The organism is Nocardia farcinica (assembly GCF_001182745.1).
GTDB classification, from domain to species: Bacteria; Actinomycetota; Actinomycetes; order Mycobacteriales; family Mycobacteriaceae; genus Nocardia; species Nocardia farcinica.
Genome location: NZ_LN868939.1, coordinates 2,396,570 through 2,412,242 on the forward strand (window position 1 = coordinate 2,396,570; position 15,673 = coordinate 2,412,242).

The following is a 15,673-nucleotide window of genomic DNA, read 5'->3' on the forward strand; positions in this document are numbered from 1 at the left end:
CGAAGCGGGACTTCGGTGTCCGCGGCCGGTAGGTGGCCGGGTACCTTTGTCCAATGTTCTCGAAAGTCTTGGTCGCCAATCGGGGCGAGATCGCCATCCGCGCGTTCCGCGCTGCCTACGAACTCGGCATCGGGACGGTCGCCGTGTTCCCCTACGAGGATCGCAACTCCGTCCACCGGTTGAAGGCGGCCGAGTCGTACCAGATCGGGGAGCAGGGCCATCCGGTTCGCGCCTACCTGTCGATCGACGCCATCATCGACGCGGCCAAGACCGCGGGAGCCGACGCCGTCTACCCCGGCTACGGCTTCCTGTCGGAGAACCCCGACCTCGCCGCCGCCTGCGCGCGCGAGGGCATCACCTTCATCGGCCCCTCGGCGGAGGTGCTGGAACTGGCGGGCAACAAGGCCCGCGCCATCGAGGCGGCCAAGGCCGCCGGGCTGCCGGTGCTGCGCTCGAGCGAACCGTCGGCCGACGTCGACCAGCTGCTGGCGGCGTCCCGCGAGCTGGAGTACCCGATCTTCGTGAAGGCGGTCGCGGGCGGCGGCGGACGCGGCATGCGCCGGGTCGCCGCGCCCGAACAGTTGCGCGAAGCGATCGAGGCGGCCTCGCGCGAAGCCGAATCGGCCTTCGGCGACCCGACGGTGTTCCTCGAGCAGGCCGTGGTCAACCCGCGCCACATCGAGGTGCAGATCCTGGCCGACCAGCACGGCAACGTGATGCACCTGTTCGAGCGCGACTGTTCTGTGCAGCGGCGCCACCAGAAGGTGATCGAGCTGGCGCCCGCGCCGAACCTGGATCCCGCGCTGCGCGAGCGCATCTGCGCCGACGCGGTGGCCTTCGCCCGCCAGATCGGCTACAGCAACGCAGGCACCGTGGAATTCCTGCTCGATGAGCGCGGCAACCACGTCTTCATCGAGATGAACCCGCGCATCCAGGTCGAGCACACCGTGACCGAGGAGATCACCGATGTCGACCTGGTGCAGTCGCAGCTGCGCATCGCCGCCGGGGAGAGCCTGGCCGACCTCGGCCTGAGCCAGGACGCGGTGGCCATCCGCGGCGCGGCGCTGCAATGCCGCATCACCACCGAGGATCCGGCCAACGGCTTCCGCCCCGACACCGGCCGCATCACCGCCTACCGCACCCCCGGCGGCGCGGGCATCCGCCTCGACGGCGGCGCCAACCTCGGCGCGGAGATCGGCGCCTACTTCGACTCCATGCTGGTCAAGCTCACCTGCCGCGGCCGCGACCTGCCCGCCGCCGCCGCGCGGGCCCGGCGCGCGCTGGCCGAGTTCCGCATCCGCGGCGTCACCACCAACATCCCGTTCCTGCAGGCCGTGCTCGACGACCCCGACTTCAAGGCGGGCCGGGTCACCACCTCGTTCATCGACGAGCGGCCGCAGCTGCTGACGCTGCGTCAGAGCGCCGACCGCGGCACCAAGATCCTCGAATACCTGGCCGACGTCACGGTCAACAAGCCGCACGGCGAGCGCCCGACCGCGGTCTACCCGCACGACAAGCTGCCCGCCATCGACCTGAGCGCGCCGCCGCCGGACGGCTCGCGGCAGCGGCTGCTGCGCCTCGGCCCGGAGGGCTTCGCCCGCGAGCTGCGCGCGCAGAAGGCCGTCGGCGTCACCGACACCACCTTCCGCGACGCGCATCAGTCGCTGCTCGCGACGCGGGTGCGGACCAGCGGCCTGCTCCAGGTCGCCGGCCACGTGGCACGGATGACGCCGGAACTGCTCTCGATCGAGGCGTGGGGCGGGGCCACCTACGACGTGGCGCTGCGCTTCCTCTACGAGGATCCGTGGGAGCGGCTGGCCGCGTTGCGCGAGGCGATCCCCAACATCTGCCTGCAGATGCTGTTGCGCGGGCGCAACACCGTCGGCTACACGCCGTATCCGGAACAGGTGACCAAGGCGTTCGTGCGGGAGGCCACCGACACCGGCATCGATATCTTCCGCATCTTCGACGCGCTCAACAACGTCGACCAGATGCGCCCCGCCATCGACGCCGTGCGCGAAACCGGCCGCGCCGTCGCGGAAGTGGCGATCAGCTACACCGGTGACCTGTCGGACCCGAACGAGAACCTCTACACCCTCGACTACTACCTCAAGCTGGCCGAGCAGATCGTCGACGCGGGCGCGCACGTGCTCGCGATCAAGGACATGGCCGGGCTGCTGCGCGCGCCGGCGGCGGCCACCCTGGTCACCGCGCTGCGCAGCAACTTCGACCTGCCCGTGCACGTGCACACCCACGACACCCCGGGCGGTCAGCTCGCCACCTACCTGTCGGCGTGGCAGGCCGGCGCCGACGCCGTCGACGGCGCGAGCGCGCCGATGGCGGGCACCACCAGCCAGCCGCCGCTGTCGGCGATCGTGGCCGCCGCGGCCAACAGCGAGTACGACACCGGCCTGAACCTGCAGAACGTCTGCGACCTGGAGCCGTACTGGGAGGCGCTGCGCAAGGTGTACGCGCCCTTCGAGTCCGGACTGCCCTCGCCCACCGGTCGCGTCTACACCCACGAGATCCCCGGCGGTCAGCTGTCGAACCTGCGCCAGCAGGCCATCGCGCTCGGCCTGGGCGACCGCTTCGAGGAGATCGAGGCCAAGTACGCCGCCGCGGATCGGCTGTTGGGCCGCCTGATCAAGGTGACCCCGTCGTCGAAGGTGGTCGGCGATCTGGCGCTCGCGCTGGTCGGCTCCGGCGTGGACATCGACGATTTCGCCGCCGACCCGGGCCGCTACGACATCCCGGACTCGGTGATCGGCTTCCTGCGCGGCGAACTCGGCACTCCCGCGGGCGGCTGGCCCGAGCCGTTCCGCAGCAAGGCGCTGGCCGGGCGCGGACCCGCCAAGCCCGAGACCCCGCTCGATCCGGCCGACGAGGCCGCCCTGGCGGGTGACTCCGCCGAGCGCAGGGCGACGCTCAACCGGTTGCTGTTCCCCGGACCCACCGCCGAATTCCTCGCCCACCGCGAGAAGTACGGCGACACCTCCGGGCTCTCGGCCAACCAGTTCTTCTACGGCCTGCGTCACGGCGAGGAACACCGGGTGCAGCTGGAGAAGGGCGTCACCCTGCTCATCGGGCTGGAGGCCATCTCCGAGCCGGACGAGCGCGGTATGCGCACCGTCATGTGCATCCTCAACGGCCAGCTGCGCCCGGTCGCGGTGCGCGACCGCTCGGTGGCCGGTGAGGTGCCGGTCGCGGAGAAGGCGGACAAGACCAACGCCGGTCACGTGGCCGCGCCGTTCGCCGGTGTGGTGACCCTGGCCGTCGGCGAGGGCGACACCGTCGCGGCGGGCGACACCATCGGCACCATCGAGGCGATGAAGATGGAGGCCGCCATCACCGCGCCCCGCGCGGGCACCGTCGCCCGGGTCGCCATCGGCAAGGTGCAGCAGGTCGAGGGCGGTGACCTGCTGGTGGAACTGCGGCTGCGCGAGTCCGCGGACTGATGCCGCGCATCGTCGCGGGCACCGCGGGCGGGCGCAGGCTGCGCGTCCCGCCCGCGGGCACCCGGCCCACCTCCGACCGGGTGCGCGAGGCGCTGTTCAGCGCGCTCGCCGCCCGGATGGATTTCGCCGGCGCGCGGGTGCTGGACCTGTACGCGGGTTCCGGGGCGCTGGCGCTGGAGGCGCTCTCGCGTGGCGCGGCCCGTGCCCTGCTGGTCGAATCCGACCGGCGAGCGGCGCAGGTGGTGCGGGCCAACATCGCCGAACTCGGGCTGTCCGGCGCCGAACTGCGCGTCGGGTCGGTGGGCGCGGTGCTCGAGCAGGGCGGCGCGGGGGAGTTCGACCTGGTCTTCGCCGATCCGCCCTACGAGCTCGGCACCGCGGCGGTGGCGGCGGACGTGGCGCTGCTCGCCGCCCGCGGCTGGCTCGCCGACGGCGCCCTGGTGGTGGTCGAGCGCTCGGCGCGCAGCGCGGAAATCGACTGGCCCGCAGCGTTTCTGCCCGGCGCAGCGCGACGGTACGGCGAGACGCGGCTGGAACTGGCCGAGTACGCGCCCGGAGCGGACTGAGCGGCGCGGCGGGGCGGGCGCGGGCCTGATAGCGTCGGCCCATGGCTGGAGCACTGTGCCCCGGGTCCTTCGATCCGGTGACGAACGGACATCTCGACGTATTCACCCGCGCGGCGGCGCAATTCGACGAGGTCGTGGTGACCGTCATGATCAACCCGAACAAGAAGGGCATGTTCGACGTCGAGGAGCGCATGGAGCTGCTGCGCGAGACCACCGCGCATCTGCCCAACGTGCGGGTCGCGTCCTGGCGGGGCCTGCTGGTGGACTTCGCCCGTGAGCAGGGCATCACCGCGATCGTCAAGGGGCTGCGCGATGCCACCGACTTCGGCTACGAGCTGCAGATGGCGCAGATGAACAAGAAGCTGTCCGGCGTGGACACCTTTTTCATCGCCACCAATCCGGCGTTCAGCTTCCTGTCCAGCTCACTGGTGAAGGAGGTCGCCACCTACGGCGGCGACGTCAGCGACATGCTGCCGCCGGTGGTGCACAAGCGGCTGCTGGACCGGATCGCCGAGCGGCGCGGCTGAGGCTCGGGTCGAGGCGGGTCCGGGCCGCGGCTCGTCGTCCAGCAGACGCGCTGTCTAGAAAACCAGGCCGCGCAGCGCGAGGAAGCGCATGCCGCCCACCGCCGCGGTGACGGCGAGGACCGCACCGGCCTGGGCGAGGTCGCCGAGGCCGGGCGCGAAGACCTCGAGTCCGGCCAGCGCCGCCGTGGTGATCGCGAGACCGAGCACGGCGAGACCGCCCGCCTCCCACTGCGCGGTGAACCAGCCGACCCGATCGGCGGCGTGGAAGGTGAGCTGGCGGTGCAGCTCGTTGGCGATCACGGTGCTCACCACCGAGCCCGCGATGTTGGCCGCGATCGAGCCGAGGTCGTACATGGCCAGGAACAGCAGGACGTAGACGACGTTGCTGGAACCGCCGACCAGGGCGAACCGGATCAGCTGCGGCAGGGCGCGATCGCCGCGCAGGTAGGCCAGGACCCGGGACAGCCGGGGCATGGGGGCCGTCCACAGGACCGGCTGGGGCACCGCCCACGGCGTGTACATCCCGGCAGGCAGGACCGCCGAGCGCGGTGGTTCCAGAGTGGCCATGGTCCATCCGATCGAACGTGCTCGCGGGACCGGTCCCCGTCGACGGTCCCCTGGGTCGAATGTACATGAAGTGGAGGATCGCTCTCCACTTGGTTTCTGTGGTGTTCGAGACACTCGAACGACACACCGGACCGAGACTCGGCAGAACCGGTGACGAGGGGCACACTGGGCCACGGGCGCGCGTGTCCGCGACGGGGTACTCCGCGACAGGAACGACTAGAGGTTGGTGAGCATGTATCGGGTTTTCGAGGCGCTCGACGAGCTGGTGGCGATCGTCGAGGAGGCGCGCGGCATCCCGCCGACCCGCAGCTGCATCGTGCCCCGCGGCGACGTGCTCGACCTGCTCGACGATGTGCGTGACGCGCTGCCCGGCGAACTCGACGACGCCCAGGACGTGCTCGATCACCGGGACAAGATCGTCTCCGATGCCCGCACGGCCGCCGAGACCACCGTCACCTCGGCCGACGAGCAGGCCCGCGACACCATCGACTCCGCTCGCGAGGAGGCCGACCGCATCCTGGCCGACGCCAAGGCGCACGCCGATCGCATGGTCGCCGAGGCGAGCGCGCACGCCGACCACCTGGTCACCACCGCCCAGGCCGAGGCCGAGCGGATCGTGGCCGAGGCCAAGGCCGAGTACGAAACCGTCACCGGCCGGGCGCGCGCCGAGGCGGACCGGATGATCGAGTCCGGCAAGGCCTCCTACGAGCGGTCGGTGGCCGAGGGCGAGGCCGAACAGGCCCGCCTGGTCGCCCAGACCGAGGTGGTGCGGGCCGCGCACGCGGAGTCCGCGCGGATCATCGACACCGCGCAGGCCGAGGCGGACCGGATGCGCGACGAGTGCGACCACTACGTCGACTCGACGCTGGCGCAGTTCGAGGAGACCCTCAACAGCACGCTGCGCACCGTCGGCCGCGGCAGGCACCAGCTGCGCAGCGGTGCGGGCGCCCCGGACTACGCCACCGACTACCGTCGCTGATCTCACCCCGCCCGCAGGTCGGCGGCGTTCGCTCCGCCCGCGGCCACCGCGGCGATTTTTGGCAGACCGCCGTGCCCGGCGTATTGTGGAGTGGTTGCCCATTTCCCTTCGATCGTGAGTGAGTTCGTGATGCCCGCCGGTTCCGGTTCCGCGTCGCGTCCCCGAGCGGCCTCGCACCGCACGGCGGACGCGGGTTTCGTGCTGGACGTCCGCAGCCTGGGCCGCCGCCCGGGAACGATGCGGGAGCTGCAGCGCACCGTCACCACCGAAGAGCGCATCGGGTTGGACCTGATCGCCATCCCGCAGGGCGCCCGGGTCGAGCTCGACCTGCAGTTGCAGGCCGTCTCCGAGGGCGTGCTGGTCACCGGGACGGTGTCGGCGCCCACCGAGGGGGAGTGCTCGCGCTGCCTGGAGCCGTTCACCGGCGAGGTGCGGCTGCGGGTCACCGAGCTGTACGCCTACCCGGACAGCACCACCGAGCAGACCACCGAGGACGACGAGGTCTACCGGATGCAGGACGACCTGATCGACCTCGAGCCGCTCATCGTCGATGCCATCGGGCTCGAACTGCCGCTCCAGCCGCTGTGCAGCGAGGACTGCCCCGGACTCTGCCCGCAGTGCGGGGTTCGGATGGCGATTGCGGGATCCGAGCACCGGCATGAGATACTTGACCCTCGCTGGGCCGGGCTGGCGAAGTTCGCCACCGGATCGCCCGGCACCGGCGGTCCCGATGCGGACGCCGACCCAGACCGATAGCGCAAGACCCCCGTCAGCCGTCACCGGCAGAGTAATAGGACAAGAGGAGAAGTAGTCGTGGCCGTTCCCAAGCGCCGGATGTCCCGTTCCAACACCAGGTCGCGGCGCAGCCAGTGGAAGGCTGCGGCGCCGACTCTGATCACCTGCCCGAACCGGGCCTGCGGCCAGAAGACTCTGCCGCACATCGCGTGCCCCTCCTGCGGCACCTACAAGGGCCGCCAGGTCACCGCCGCCGTCTGACCGGTTCGACCCCCTGACATCGAACGTGACGGCCAGCAAGGACGACACGGGCGCGTCCGATGATCACGCGAGCCTGCTCGAGGCCCTCGGTGTCGACGTACGACCGGATCTACTGCGCTTGGCGCTGACGCACCGGTCGTACGCCTACGAGAACGGCGGCCTGCCCACCAACGAACGCCTGGAATTCCTGGGCGACTCGGTGCTGGGCCTGAGCATCACCGAGCGGCTCTACCACGAACACCCGGACAAGTCCGAGGGCGAGTTGGCGAAGCTGCGCGCGAGCGTGGTGAACATGCACGCGCTCGCCGAGGTGGCGCGTGGTCTGGGCGAAGGCGGTCTCGGCGCGCACCTGCTGCTCGGTAAGGGCGAGGAGCTCACCGGCGGCCGGGACAAGCCGAGCATTCTCGCCGACGGCATGGAATCGCTGCTCGGCGCCGTGCATCTGCAGCACGGCATCGACGTGGCCCGTGGCGTGGTGCTGCGGCTGTTCGCCGACCTGCTCGAGCGCGGCCCCCGCATGGGCGCCGGACTCGACTGGAAGACCAGCCTGCAGGAACTCACCGCCGAACGCGGCCTCGGGGTGCCCTCCTACGAGATCTCCTCGACCGGACCCGATCACGACAAGGAGTTCACCGCGACCACGGTGATCGGCGGCCGCGCCTACGGGCAAGGGGTCGGGCGCTCGAAGAAGGAAGCCGAGCAGAAGGCCGCGGGCGCCGCCTACCAGGCGCTGACCGCCGAATCCTGACGTGCCCGAACTTCCCGAGGTCGAGGTCGTCCGGCGTGGGCTGGCCGAGCATGTCGCCGGCCGTGTCGTCGGCGCCGTCACCATCACCCACCCGCGTTCGGTACGCAGGCATCTCGCGGGTTCGGCCGATCTGGCCGCCCGGATGACCGGGCGCCGGGTGCGCGCCGCGCAGCGTCGCGGCAAGTACCTGTGGCTCACCTTCGACGAGCCGGGCGCCGCCGACGAGACCGCGCTGGACGCCGCGCTCGTGGTGCACCTGGGCATGAGCGGTCAGATGCTGGTACAGCCCGCCGCCGCGCCCGTGGAGAAGCATGCGCACATCCGCGCCGCGCTCGACGACGGCAGCGAGTTGCGGTTCGTCGACCAGCGCACCTTCGGCGGCTGGGCGCTCGCGCCGCTGGCCGAGGTGGACGGTTCGCTGGTGCCCGAGCCGGTCGCCCACATCGCCCGCGATCCGCTCGACCCGCGCTTCGACGCCGAGTCCGTGGTCGCGGCGATCCGGGCCAAGAATTCCGAGATCAAGCGCGTGCTGCTGGACCAGACCGTGGTGTCGGGCATCGGCAACATCTACGCCGACGAGTCGCTGTGGCGGGCGGGGATCAACGGCAACCGGCTCGCGTCCGGCCTCACCCGCCCCGCGGTGCGCAGGCTGCTCGCCGAGGTGCGGGCGGTGATGCTGGAGGCCTTGGCGGCGGGCGGCACCTCCTTCGACGCGCTGTATGTCAACGTCAACGGGCAGTCCGGCTACTTCGAACGCGCACTGGCCGTCTACGGCAGGCAGGACGAGCCGTGCCGCCGCTGCGGCGCGCCGATCGTGCGCGAGAAGTTCATGAACCGATCGTCGTATTCCTGCCCGCGCTGTCAGCCGAGGCCTCGCCGCCGCTGAGCTTCGCGCGTTACCGTTGCCTCGGGTGGTCCGGTGCGTTCGCCGGATCGTCGGAGGAAGGACACCATGCGCAAGCTCACCTACTACGTCGCGTCGACGATCGACGGGTTCATCGCCACCGAGGAGGGGTCGGTCGACTTCTTCCCGGTCGGTGGCGATCACGGCCCGGCGATCACCGCGCAGTACCCCGAGACCCTGCCGACCAAGGTGCGCGAGTCGATGGGGATCACCAAGCGCAACGCCAGTTTCGACACGGTGGTGATGGGCCGCAAGACCCACGATTTCGGGGTGCGGACGGGGACGTCGAGCCCGTACGCGCACCTGCGGCAGTTCGTCGTCTCGACCACCCTGCCCGAGGCGCCGGACCCGGACCTGGAGCTGATCGCCGACGACCCGCTGGGCCGGGTGCGTGAGCTCAAGCGGGAGAAGGGCCTGGGCATCTGGCTGTGCGGCGGCGGCGAGCTGGCGCAGGTGTTGTTGCCGGAGATCGATCAGATCTTCCTCAAGTTGTATCCGATCGTGCTCGGCCGCGGCAGGCCGCTGTTCGGGTCCGGCCCGCGGCTGCCCGAGCCCGCGAAGTTCCGGGTGATCACCAGCCGGGTGTTCGAGGACGGGGTGGCGTTCGTGAAGTACAGCAGGATCAAGTAGATGGCCGCGCCCGGTACGGCGGCGGACCCGGCCCGGGCGCCGGGTCCGGTGGAGGCGCTGCGCGAGATAGGGTTCTGGCTCGAGCGCGCCCGCGCGGAGACGCACCGGGTGAAGGCGTACCGGCGGGCCGCCGAGGTGGTGGCCGGGCTGACCGAGCCGGAGGTGGCCGCGCACGCGGCGGCCCACAGCTGGCAGGAGCTGCCCGGCATCGGACCCAAGACCGCCGCCGTGATCGCCCAGGCCTGCGCCGGTGAGGTGCCCGCGTACCTGGCCGAGCTGCGCCGCGCCGCCGCGCCCATCGGGGCACCGGGAAAACCGTTGCGGCAGTTGCTGCGCGGTGATCTGCACACCCATTCCAACTGGTCCGACGGCGGCAGCCCGATCGAGGAGATGATGCGGGTGGCCGCCGCGCTCGGCCACGAATACTGCGCCCTCACCGATCATTCGCCGCGGCTCACGGTCGCCAACGGGCTGTCCGCGGACCGGCTGCGCAGGCAACTGGACGTCGTCGCCGAGCTGAACGAGCGACTCGCCCCGTTCCGCATCCTCACCGGCATCGAGGTGGACATCCTCGACGACGGCACCCTCGACCAGCGCGCCGATCTGCTCGCCGAGCTGGATGTGGTGGTGGCCAGCGTGCATTCGCACCTGCGCGCCGAGTCGGAGGTGATGACCAAACGCATGGTGTACGCGGTGGCCAATCCGCACGTGGACGTGCTCGGCCACTGCACCGGCCGGCTCGTCACCGGCGGGCGCGGCACCCGGCCGGAGTCGACGTTCGACGCCGAGATGGTGTTCGAGGCGTGCCGGCAGTACGGCACCGCGGTCGAGATCAACAGCCGCCCCGAACGTCTCGACCCGCCGTCCCGGCTGCTCACCCTCGCCGTCGAGATGGGCTGTCTCTTCGCGATCGACACCGACGCGCACGCGCCCGGCCAATTGGACTGGCTCGGTTACGGTTGCGAGCGAGCCGTGGCCAACGGCGTTGCGCCGGAACGGGTGATCAACACCTGGCCGGTGGCGGACCTGCTCACCTGGACCCGGTCGCACTCCTGATCCGGTGTGCGCCGGTGAATTCCGGCCGAACTCCGCGGTAACACCCTGTCCCGCGGCCCCTGCGGCGCCGACAATGATCGGACGGCGGTGAAGCGGGGCGGGAGTGGTTGCGGGTGGCTGATTTTCCGCTCGACACGGTGCTGGCGATCCTCGGTATCGCGGTGCCGGTCGGGGCCTTCCTGTGGGAGTTCGTCCTCGTCGGGCGGCGCAGGCTCGGGTACCGGGTGCAGATGGACACGCCGGTCACCGGCGAGGTCGAATCAGTCTTCCCCGGGGTGCTGACGCGGCTGCGTCCCGACGGCGGCGGCCCGGAACTACGTGAGCTGTCGGTGGTGCTGGTCCGCATCGAGAACAGCGGCACCGCGACCATCGAGCGCGGCGACTATCTCACCCCCGACGACCGCGTCGGCCTGCATCTGCGGTTCCCGCAACGCCGGGTGGTCGGCATGGCGGTCACCGAACTCAGCGACCCCGCCCTCGGCGACTGTCTCGACGCCCGCTCCGGGATCGCGGTGCGGGAGGACACCGGCGGGCACATCGGCGTCATCGACCTGCCTAAGGTGCCGCTCAATCGCGGCGAGCACTACAAGATCCTGGCCATCCTGCAACGCTCGGACGGTGATGGCGCGTACCGGCCACCGGTCCTGTTGGGCAGCCTGCGCGGCGGCCGCATCACCGAGACCCGCAGCCGCACCGGCGTGCCGAGGGTGATGCTCGCGCTCACCGCCTTCCTGGTGGCGGTGATCGTCGGGCAGTTCGCGGTGGCGGTGCTGGAGCGGCCGCCGACGCCGCTGGACTGTGCCGAGGGGGCGTTGCGCGTGATCGGTTCCTCGGCGTTCGAGCCGGTGATCCGCGACGCCGCCGCGCAGTACGGCCGCCGCTGTCACGGCACGACATTCAGCTTCGAGTTCGCCGGTACCGAACGGGGCTTGGACCGCCTGGCGCAGGCCGGACCGGACGCCGGGCTGATCGCCATCGGCGACGGGCCAAAGGGTCCCGGTTATCCGGCGTTGCGCGAGCGGGCGCTGGCACTGGCGGTGTACGGGGTGTTCGTGCACCGGGATCTCGGCATCACCGACCTCACCGTGGCGCAGGTCCGGGACCTGTACCAGGGGCGGATCACCAACTGGCGCACCCTCGGCGGGCCCGATCTGCCGGTGGTGCTGATCGACCGTACCCCCGGCTCGGGCAGCCGGGTGATCTTCGAGCAGGCACTGCTCGGCGGCGAGCAACCGCCGCGGCCGCACCGCAGCTGCACCGCGATCAAGGACACCGCGGGCACCTACTGCGACGTGCCCGTCACCGAGGACATGCACCAGGCGGTGGCCGAGATCCCCGGCGCCATCGGCTACGGCGAACTCGCCGAGGCGCGCCGCGCCGGGATGGCGGTGCTCACGCTCGACGGCGTCGCCCCCGACCGGGCGGCCGCGATCGCGGGCCGCTACCCGTTCCGGGGCGTGGAATACGCCTACACGCACGGCGATCCGCCCGCCGGGTCGCCCGCGGCGAGCTTCCTGCACTACCTCACCGCCGGGCTCGGCACCGAGGTGTTGCGCGCGCACGGCAACGAGCCCTGCGCGGGCGGCAGGCTCGAGCCCGGCCGCTGCGCGCCGACGGGGTGAGGGCTCAGTTGTGTTCGCCGCGGCCGTAGAGGTACGCGGCCGCCGCCAGGTACTGCCTGCACTCCGGGCCGTGGCCGGCGTGGGTGGCGCGCAGGAACTGCGCCAGATCCATGTCCAGATCTGTCGGTTCCACCGTGCAGTCCCGGTGTTGCGCCCCCCAGAGGTCCCGCCTGTCCAACGATGTCTGCATCGTGACTCCAGCTGCGTGTGTAGGTACGAGCGGATGGGCGAGTGACGCCGGCGGCGTCAGTCGGTGACGAGCTTCCAGTCCTCCGGGACGCGGGCCGAGATCACCCGCGTGCCTTCGGCTTCGAGATCCACGGTGATGTCGCCGAGCCGCAGCTCGGTGAGCGAGACGCGGCCCCACTCCGCGGGCAGATGCGGCCGGACGGTGAGCGTGCGCGCGGGCACGTCGGGGTCCAGTCCCAGGAACGCGCGGACCAGCAGCAGCGGGGCCGCACTGGCCCACGCCTGGGGCGAACAGGAGGTGGGGTAGGGGACCGGCACACTGAACCGGGTGCGGGAGAACCCGCAGAACAGCTCCGGCAGCCTGCCGTCGAACGCGGCCGCGGCGTCGAGCAACCCGGTCGCCAGCCGGGTGGCCAGATCGACCGCGCCCGGCACGTGCTGATAGCGCAGCAGCCCCGCCACCGCGATGGCGGTGTCGTGCGGCCACACCGAACCGCAGTGGTAACTCATGGGATTGAACGCGCCCATCGAGGAGGCCAGCGTGCGCAACCCGAACCCGCTGTCCATCTCCGGGCCGGACAACTTGCGCACGAGTTCGGCCACGTGCTCGTCCTCGGCGATGCCCGCCCACAGGCAGTGCGCGGTGTTGCTGGTCAGCGCGTCCACCCGCCGCTTGGCGCCGTCGAGAGCGACCGCGTACCAGCCCCGTTCGGGTAGCCAGAACTGTTCGGCGAACTTCACCCGCAGCTCCGCGGCGCGCTCGCGCAGGCGCTCGGCCAAGCGCGGCTCGTCGTAGGCGTCGGCCAGTTCGGCACGCGCCAGCAGTGCCGCGTGCACGTAGCCCTGCACCTCGCACAGCGCGATCGGCGCCTCGGCGATGTGGCCCTCGGCGTCGTTGATGCCGTCGAAGCTGTCCTTCCAGCCCTGGTTGATCAGGCCGCGATCGGTGGCCCGGCGGTACTCGACGAATCCGTCACCGTCGCGGTCGCCGTACTCGGTGATCCAGTCCAGGGCCGCGTCGGCGGCGGGCAGCAGATCCCGGATCGCCTCCGGGTCCGCGCCCCAGCGATGGCATTCGGCCAGCAGCATCACGAACAGCGGGGTGGCGTCGACGGTTCCGTAGTAGATGTTGCCGCCGAGCACCTGGCCGCCCGCCGGGCCGCGGCGCATCTCGTGCATGATGCGCCCCGGCTCCTCCTCGGTGAGCGGATCGACCGTGCGGCCCTGCAATTCGGCCAGCTGCTGCAAGGTGCCCAGCGCCAGGTCGACCGCGAGCGGCAGCGCCATCCACGCGGTGAGCAGGCTGTCGCGGCCGAACAGCGTCATGAACCACGGCGCGCCCGCGGCGACGAACGGCCTGCCGTCGCCCGCCTCGTCGTGGATCTGCAACGCGCCGAGATCGCTTTCGGTGCGCCGCAGCACCTGGGTGAGGACCGGATCGGCCGCGGTGATGTCGGTGGCGGTGTCACGCCAGGCCTCGATTTTGCGACCCGGCGCGCTCACACCGTAGTGCTCGCCCGGCGCCACCGCCGCCTGCACCCGCTGGTTGCCGAGCGTGGGCTGGGCGATGATCTCGGTCTGCCAGGTGCCGCCGACCGGCACCACCACCCGCCAGGTGAGGGTGCCCGGCTGCACGAGCGGCTCCACGCTGGCCGAGACCGACAGCCCGCGCATCCGATCCACCCGGTCGTGCAGCAGCAGTTCACCGTCGGCGACGGTGACCTCGGCCCGATGATGGCCCGCGCGACCCTCTTTCACCGCGAACAGATCCACGAAGTCGGCTTCGACGTGCAGTTCCAGCGTCACCGCGGTCGGTTCGCGGCCCATGTTCTCCAGGATCAGCAGCTCGTGCATGCCCTCGGCGACGATGCGCTCACGGACCACCAGCAGCGTGCTGTCGGCCAGGCCCGCCTGCGGCGGCCTGCGCAGCACGAAGCGCGCGGTGAACGCCTCGGGGCTGAGCACCGACAGCGGTTCGGCGGGTTTGCCGTCGACGAGCAGTTCCCACCGGGACACCACGCGCGCGTCCCGGAAGAACAACCCGTGCGGGCGGCCGGGTTCGACATCGCCCAGCCGGTTCGACAGGCAGAAGGTCGAGCCCTCCACCAACGTCACCGAGCCGGAACCGCCGAATCCCGCCGCCTCGCCCGAGTTCAGCGGCGAAGGGCCGCCGGAGTTTTCCGCACCGGTCACGCCAACCCGCCCGCGGCGACCGAGAGAGACCGCGACCGCGCGCCCAGCTGCGCGGCGCCGAATCCGCGGGCCACCGAATCACCGGTGGTGGCAAGGGATTCCGAGAGCAGGAGGCGACGATAGACCTGCTCGTACCCACGGCCGAGGGTGTCGGCGTCGAAGTGCTCGACGACATGGGCGCGGCACGCGGCCGGGTCCATGGTCTGCACCTCGGCGATCGCGGCGGGCAGTTCGGCCGGGTCGTCGCAGATGCGCCCGGTCACCCCGTCGACGATCACTTCCGGCACCGCGCCCCCGCGCAGTGCCACGACCGGCGTGCCGCACACCATCGACTCGATCATCACCATCCCGAAGGGCTCCTCCCAGCGGATCGGGAACAGCAGGCACCGTGCACCGGCCAGCAGTTTACGCTTGGCGGTCGCGTCGGCGAGGCCGAACACGTGATCGCGCTCGGTGAGCAGCGGGCGCACGTACTCCTCGAAATACGCCTGCTCCGGCGGCTCGCTGCACTTGCCGGCCAGCACGAGCGGAATGCCCGCCGCGTGTGCGGCTTCCAGCGCCAGGTGCGGCGCCTTGCACTCGTTGAAGCGGCCGAGGAACAGCGCGTAGTCCTCCTTCTCGGGCTGGAACGGCCACTCGGCGACCCGCAGCGCGTTGTGCACGCGCCCGGCCCAGGGGAGGTCGGGCGCCAGCTCGCGCTGACGGTCGCTGATCGCCACCAACGCGACCTCGTCGCCCAATTCGCGGTAATAGCAGTAGGAATCGTCCTCGACCGGGCCGTGCACGGTGAGCACGGTCGGCAGGCCGAGCATGCGGTAGACCGGAGCGTTGAGCGGTCCGGCGAAGGTGTGGTCGTGCACGAGATCCACGCCCTCGGTGGCGACCAGGCGCTCGATCGCGCGCCGCACCTTCAGCGCGTGCACGACTTCGGGGAACGGCTCGCCGAGCCGCTCGGGGACGGTCCGGTCCCAGACCGGCACGAGTTCGCCCTTGGTACCGGGCTCGCCCGCGCCGATCAGGGTGACGCGGTGGCCGCGATCGACCAGTGAGTCGACCAGATCGGCCACGACGGCCTCGACGCCGCCGTACGCCTTGGGCGGGACGTCGAAGTACGGCGGAACAACCATCGCAATGTGGAATTTGCTACCGGGGTGATCGATCGACACTAGATCCGAAGCGGCACGCTGCGCCGAGACCGGCGCCGAGAACACTGCGCTCATGACCCTCCTTCCAGGGACACA

15 protein-coding genes are annotated in these 15,673 nt (G+C 71.2%); 11 read left to right on the forward strand and 4 right to left on the reverse strand.

The annotated features are described in order from the left end of the window. Positions 1 to 53: 53 nt before the first annotated feature. From AMO33_RS27795 to coaD, 3 genes are read left to right on the forward strand one after another with little or no spacing between them, the layout of a single operon-like run. The gene (locus tag AMO33_RS27795) at positions 54 to 3,455 is read left to right on the forward strand and encodes a pyruvate carboxylase (protein ID WP_060594820.1); all 3,402 of its coding nucleotides are present in this window, start codon (positions 54 to 56) and stop codon (positions 3,453 to 3,455) included. Further along, positions 3,455 to 4,021 carry a 16S rRNA (guanine(966)-N(2))-methyltransferase RsmD gene (gene rsmD / locus AMO33_RS27800; protein ID WP_060594821.1) on the forward strand — a complete coding sequence of 189 codons (567 nt, stop codon included), beginning with the start codon at positions 3,455 to 3,457 and terminating at the stop codon, positions 4,019 to 4,021. Before AMO33_RS27795 ends, rsmD begins: the two co-directional genes overlap by 1 nt. 41 nt (positions 4,022 to 4,062) lie before the next feature. After that, on the forward strand, positions 4,063 to 4,548 hold the full coding sequence (gene coaD / locus AMO33_RS27805; RefSeq protein WP_011210723.1) for a pantetheine-phosphate adenylyltransferase: 486 nt from the start codon (positions 4,063 to 4,065) through the stop codon (positions 4,546 to 4,548). A 54-nt stretch (positions 4,549 to 4,602) separates the two neighbouring features. On the opposite strand, the gene AMO33_RS27810 is transcribed toward coaD, so the two are convergent. Continuing rightward, positions 4,603 to 5,115: a GtrA family protein gene (locus AMO33_RS27810; protein ID WP_011210722.1), complete on the reverse strand. Its 513-nt coding sequence runs from the start codon at positions 5,113 to 5,115 to the stop codon at positions 4,603 to 4,605. A gap of 232 nt (positions 5,116 to 5,347) precedes the next feature. Between AMO33_RS27810 and AMO33_RS27815 the strand changes: the two genes are divergently transcribed. The 8 genes from AMO33_RS27815 (at position 5,348) to AMO33_RS27850 (ending at position 12,050) form a co-directional block, all read left to right on the forward strand. Beyond that, on the forward strand, positions 5,348 to 6,094 hold the full coding sequence (locus AMO33_RS27815) for a DivIVA domain-containing protein (RefSeq protein ID WP_041560319.1): 747 nt from the start codon (positions 5,348 to 5,350) through the stop codon (positions 6,092 to 6,094). A gap of 129 nt (positions 6,095 to 6,223) precedes the next feature. Beyond that, positions 6,224 to 6,850 carry a YceD family protein gene (locus tag AMO33_RS27820; RefSeq protein WP_011210720.1) on the forward strand — a complete coding sequence of 209 codons (627 nt, stop codon included), beginning with the start codon at positions 6,224 to 6,226 and terminating at the stop codon, positions 6,848 to 6,850. A gap of 57 nt (positions 6,851 to 6,907) precedes the next feature. Next, positions 6,908 to 7,090: a 50S ribosomal protein L32 gene (gene rpmF, locus AMO33_RS30740; RefSeq protein WP_011210719.1), complete on the forward strand. Its 183-nt coding sequence runs from the start codon at positions 6,908 to 6,910 to the stop codon at positions 7,088 to 7,090. 25 nt (positions 7,091 to 7,115) lie between these two features. Further along, on the forward strand, positions 7,116 to 7,838 hold the full coding sequence (rnc, locus tag AMO33_RS27830; RefSeq protein ID WP_060594823.1) for a ribonuclease III: 723 nt from the start codon (positions 7,116 to 7,118) through the stop codon (positions 7,836 to 7,838). Between the two features lies 1 nt (position 7,839). Further along, the gene (gene mutM / locus AMO33_RS27835) at positions 7,840 to 8,724 is read left to right on the forward strand and encodes a bifunctional DNA-formamidopyrimidine glycosylase/DNA-(apurinic or apyrimidinic site) lyase (RefSeq protein WP_011210717.1); all 885 of its coding nucleotides are present in this window, start codon (positions 7,840 to 7,842) and stop codon (positions 8,722 to 8,724) included. A gap of 66 nt (positions 8,725 to 8,790) precedes the next feature. Beyond that, entirely contained in the window at positions 8,791 to 9,372 is a 582-nt protein-coding gene (locus tag AMO33_RS27840; protein WP_011210716.1) for a dihydrofolate reductase family protein, read from the forward strand. Then, complete coding sequence (locus AMO33_RS27845) at positions 9,373 to 10,428, forward strand: PHP domain-containing protein (RefSeq protein ID WP_011210715.1); 1,056 nt, start codon at positions 9,373 to 9,375, stop codon at positions 10,426 to 10,428. 113 nt (positions 10,429 to 10,541) lie between these two features. Further along, positions 10,542 to 12,050, forward strand: a complete 1,509-nt coding sequence (locus AMO33_RS27850; RefSeq protein WP_060594824.1) for a PstS family phosphate ABC transporter substrate-binding protein — start codon at positions 10,542 to 10,544, stop codon at positions 12,048 to 12,050. A gap of 4 nt (positions 12,051 to 12,054) precedes the next feature. On the opposite strand, the gene AMO33_RS27855 is transcribed toward AMO33_RS27850, so the two are convergent. The 3 genes from AMO33_RS27855 to AMO33_RS27865 form a co-directional block, all read right to left on the reverse strand. After that, positions 12,055 to 12,183 carry a hypothetical protein gene (locus AMO33_RS27855; protein ID WP_255266211.1) on the reverse strand — a complete coding sequence of 43 codons (129 nt, stop codon included), beginning with the start codon at positions 12,181 to 12,183 and terminating at the stop codon, positions 12,055 to 12,057. Between the two features lie 113 nt (positions 12,184 to 12,296). Beyond that, positions 12,297 to 14,432, reverse strand: coding sequence for an amylo-alpha-1,6-glucosidase (locus AMO33_RS27860; protein WP_086844062.1), 2,136 nt, complete (start codon positions 14,430 to 14,432; stop codon positions 12,297 to 12,299). Beyond that, a complete protein-coding gene (locus tag AMO33_RS27865; protein ID WP_060594825.1) occupies positions 14,429 to 15,559 on the reverse strand; it encodes a glycosyltransferase family 4 protein in 1,131 nt (376 codons plus the stop codon). Before AMO33_RS27865 ends, AMO33_RS27860 begins: the two co-directional genes overlap by 4 nt. Between the last annotated feature and the right edge of the window lie 114 nt (positions 15,560 to 15,673).

Coding starts and splice junctions, on each gene's coding strand:
- AMO33_RS27845 (WP_011210715.1), top strand. CDS start 9,373: ATGGCCGCGCCCGGTACGGCGGCGGACCCGGCCCGGGCGCCGGGTCCG.
- AMO33_RS27820 (WP_011210720.1), top strand. CDS start 6,224: ATGCCCGCCGGTTCCGGTTCCGCGTCGCGTCCCCGAGCGGCCTCGCAC.
- AMO33_RS27815 (WP_041560319.1), top strand. CDS start 5,348: ATGTATCGGGTTTTCGAGGCGCTCGACGAGCTGGTGGCGATCGTCGAG.
- coaD (WP_011210723.1), top strand. CDS start 4,063: ATGGCTGGAGCACTGTGCCCCGGGTCCTTCGATCCGGTGACGAACGGA.
- AMO33_RS27865 (WP_060594825.1), bottom strand. CDS start 15,559: ATGGTTGTTCCGCCGTACTTCGACGTCCCGCCCAAGGCGTACGGCGGC.
- rsmD (WP_060594821.1), top strand. CDS start 3,455: ATGCCGCGCATCGTCGCGGGCACCGCGGGCGGGCGCAGGCTGCGCGTC.
- AMO33_RS27840 (WP_011210716.1), top strand. CDS start 8,791: ATGCGCAAGCTCACCTACTACGTCGCGTCGACGATCGACGGGTTCATC.
- AMO33_RS27810 (WP_011210722.1), bottom strand. CDS start 5,115: ATGGCCACTCTGGAACCACCGCGCTCGGCGGTCCTGCCTGCCGGGATG.
- AMO33_RS27795 (WP_060594820.1), top strand. CDS start 54: ATGTTCTCGAAAGTCTTGGTCGCCAATCGGGGCGAGATCGCCATCCGC.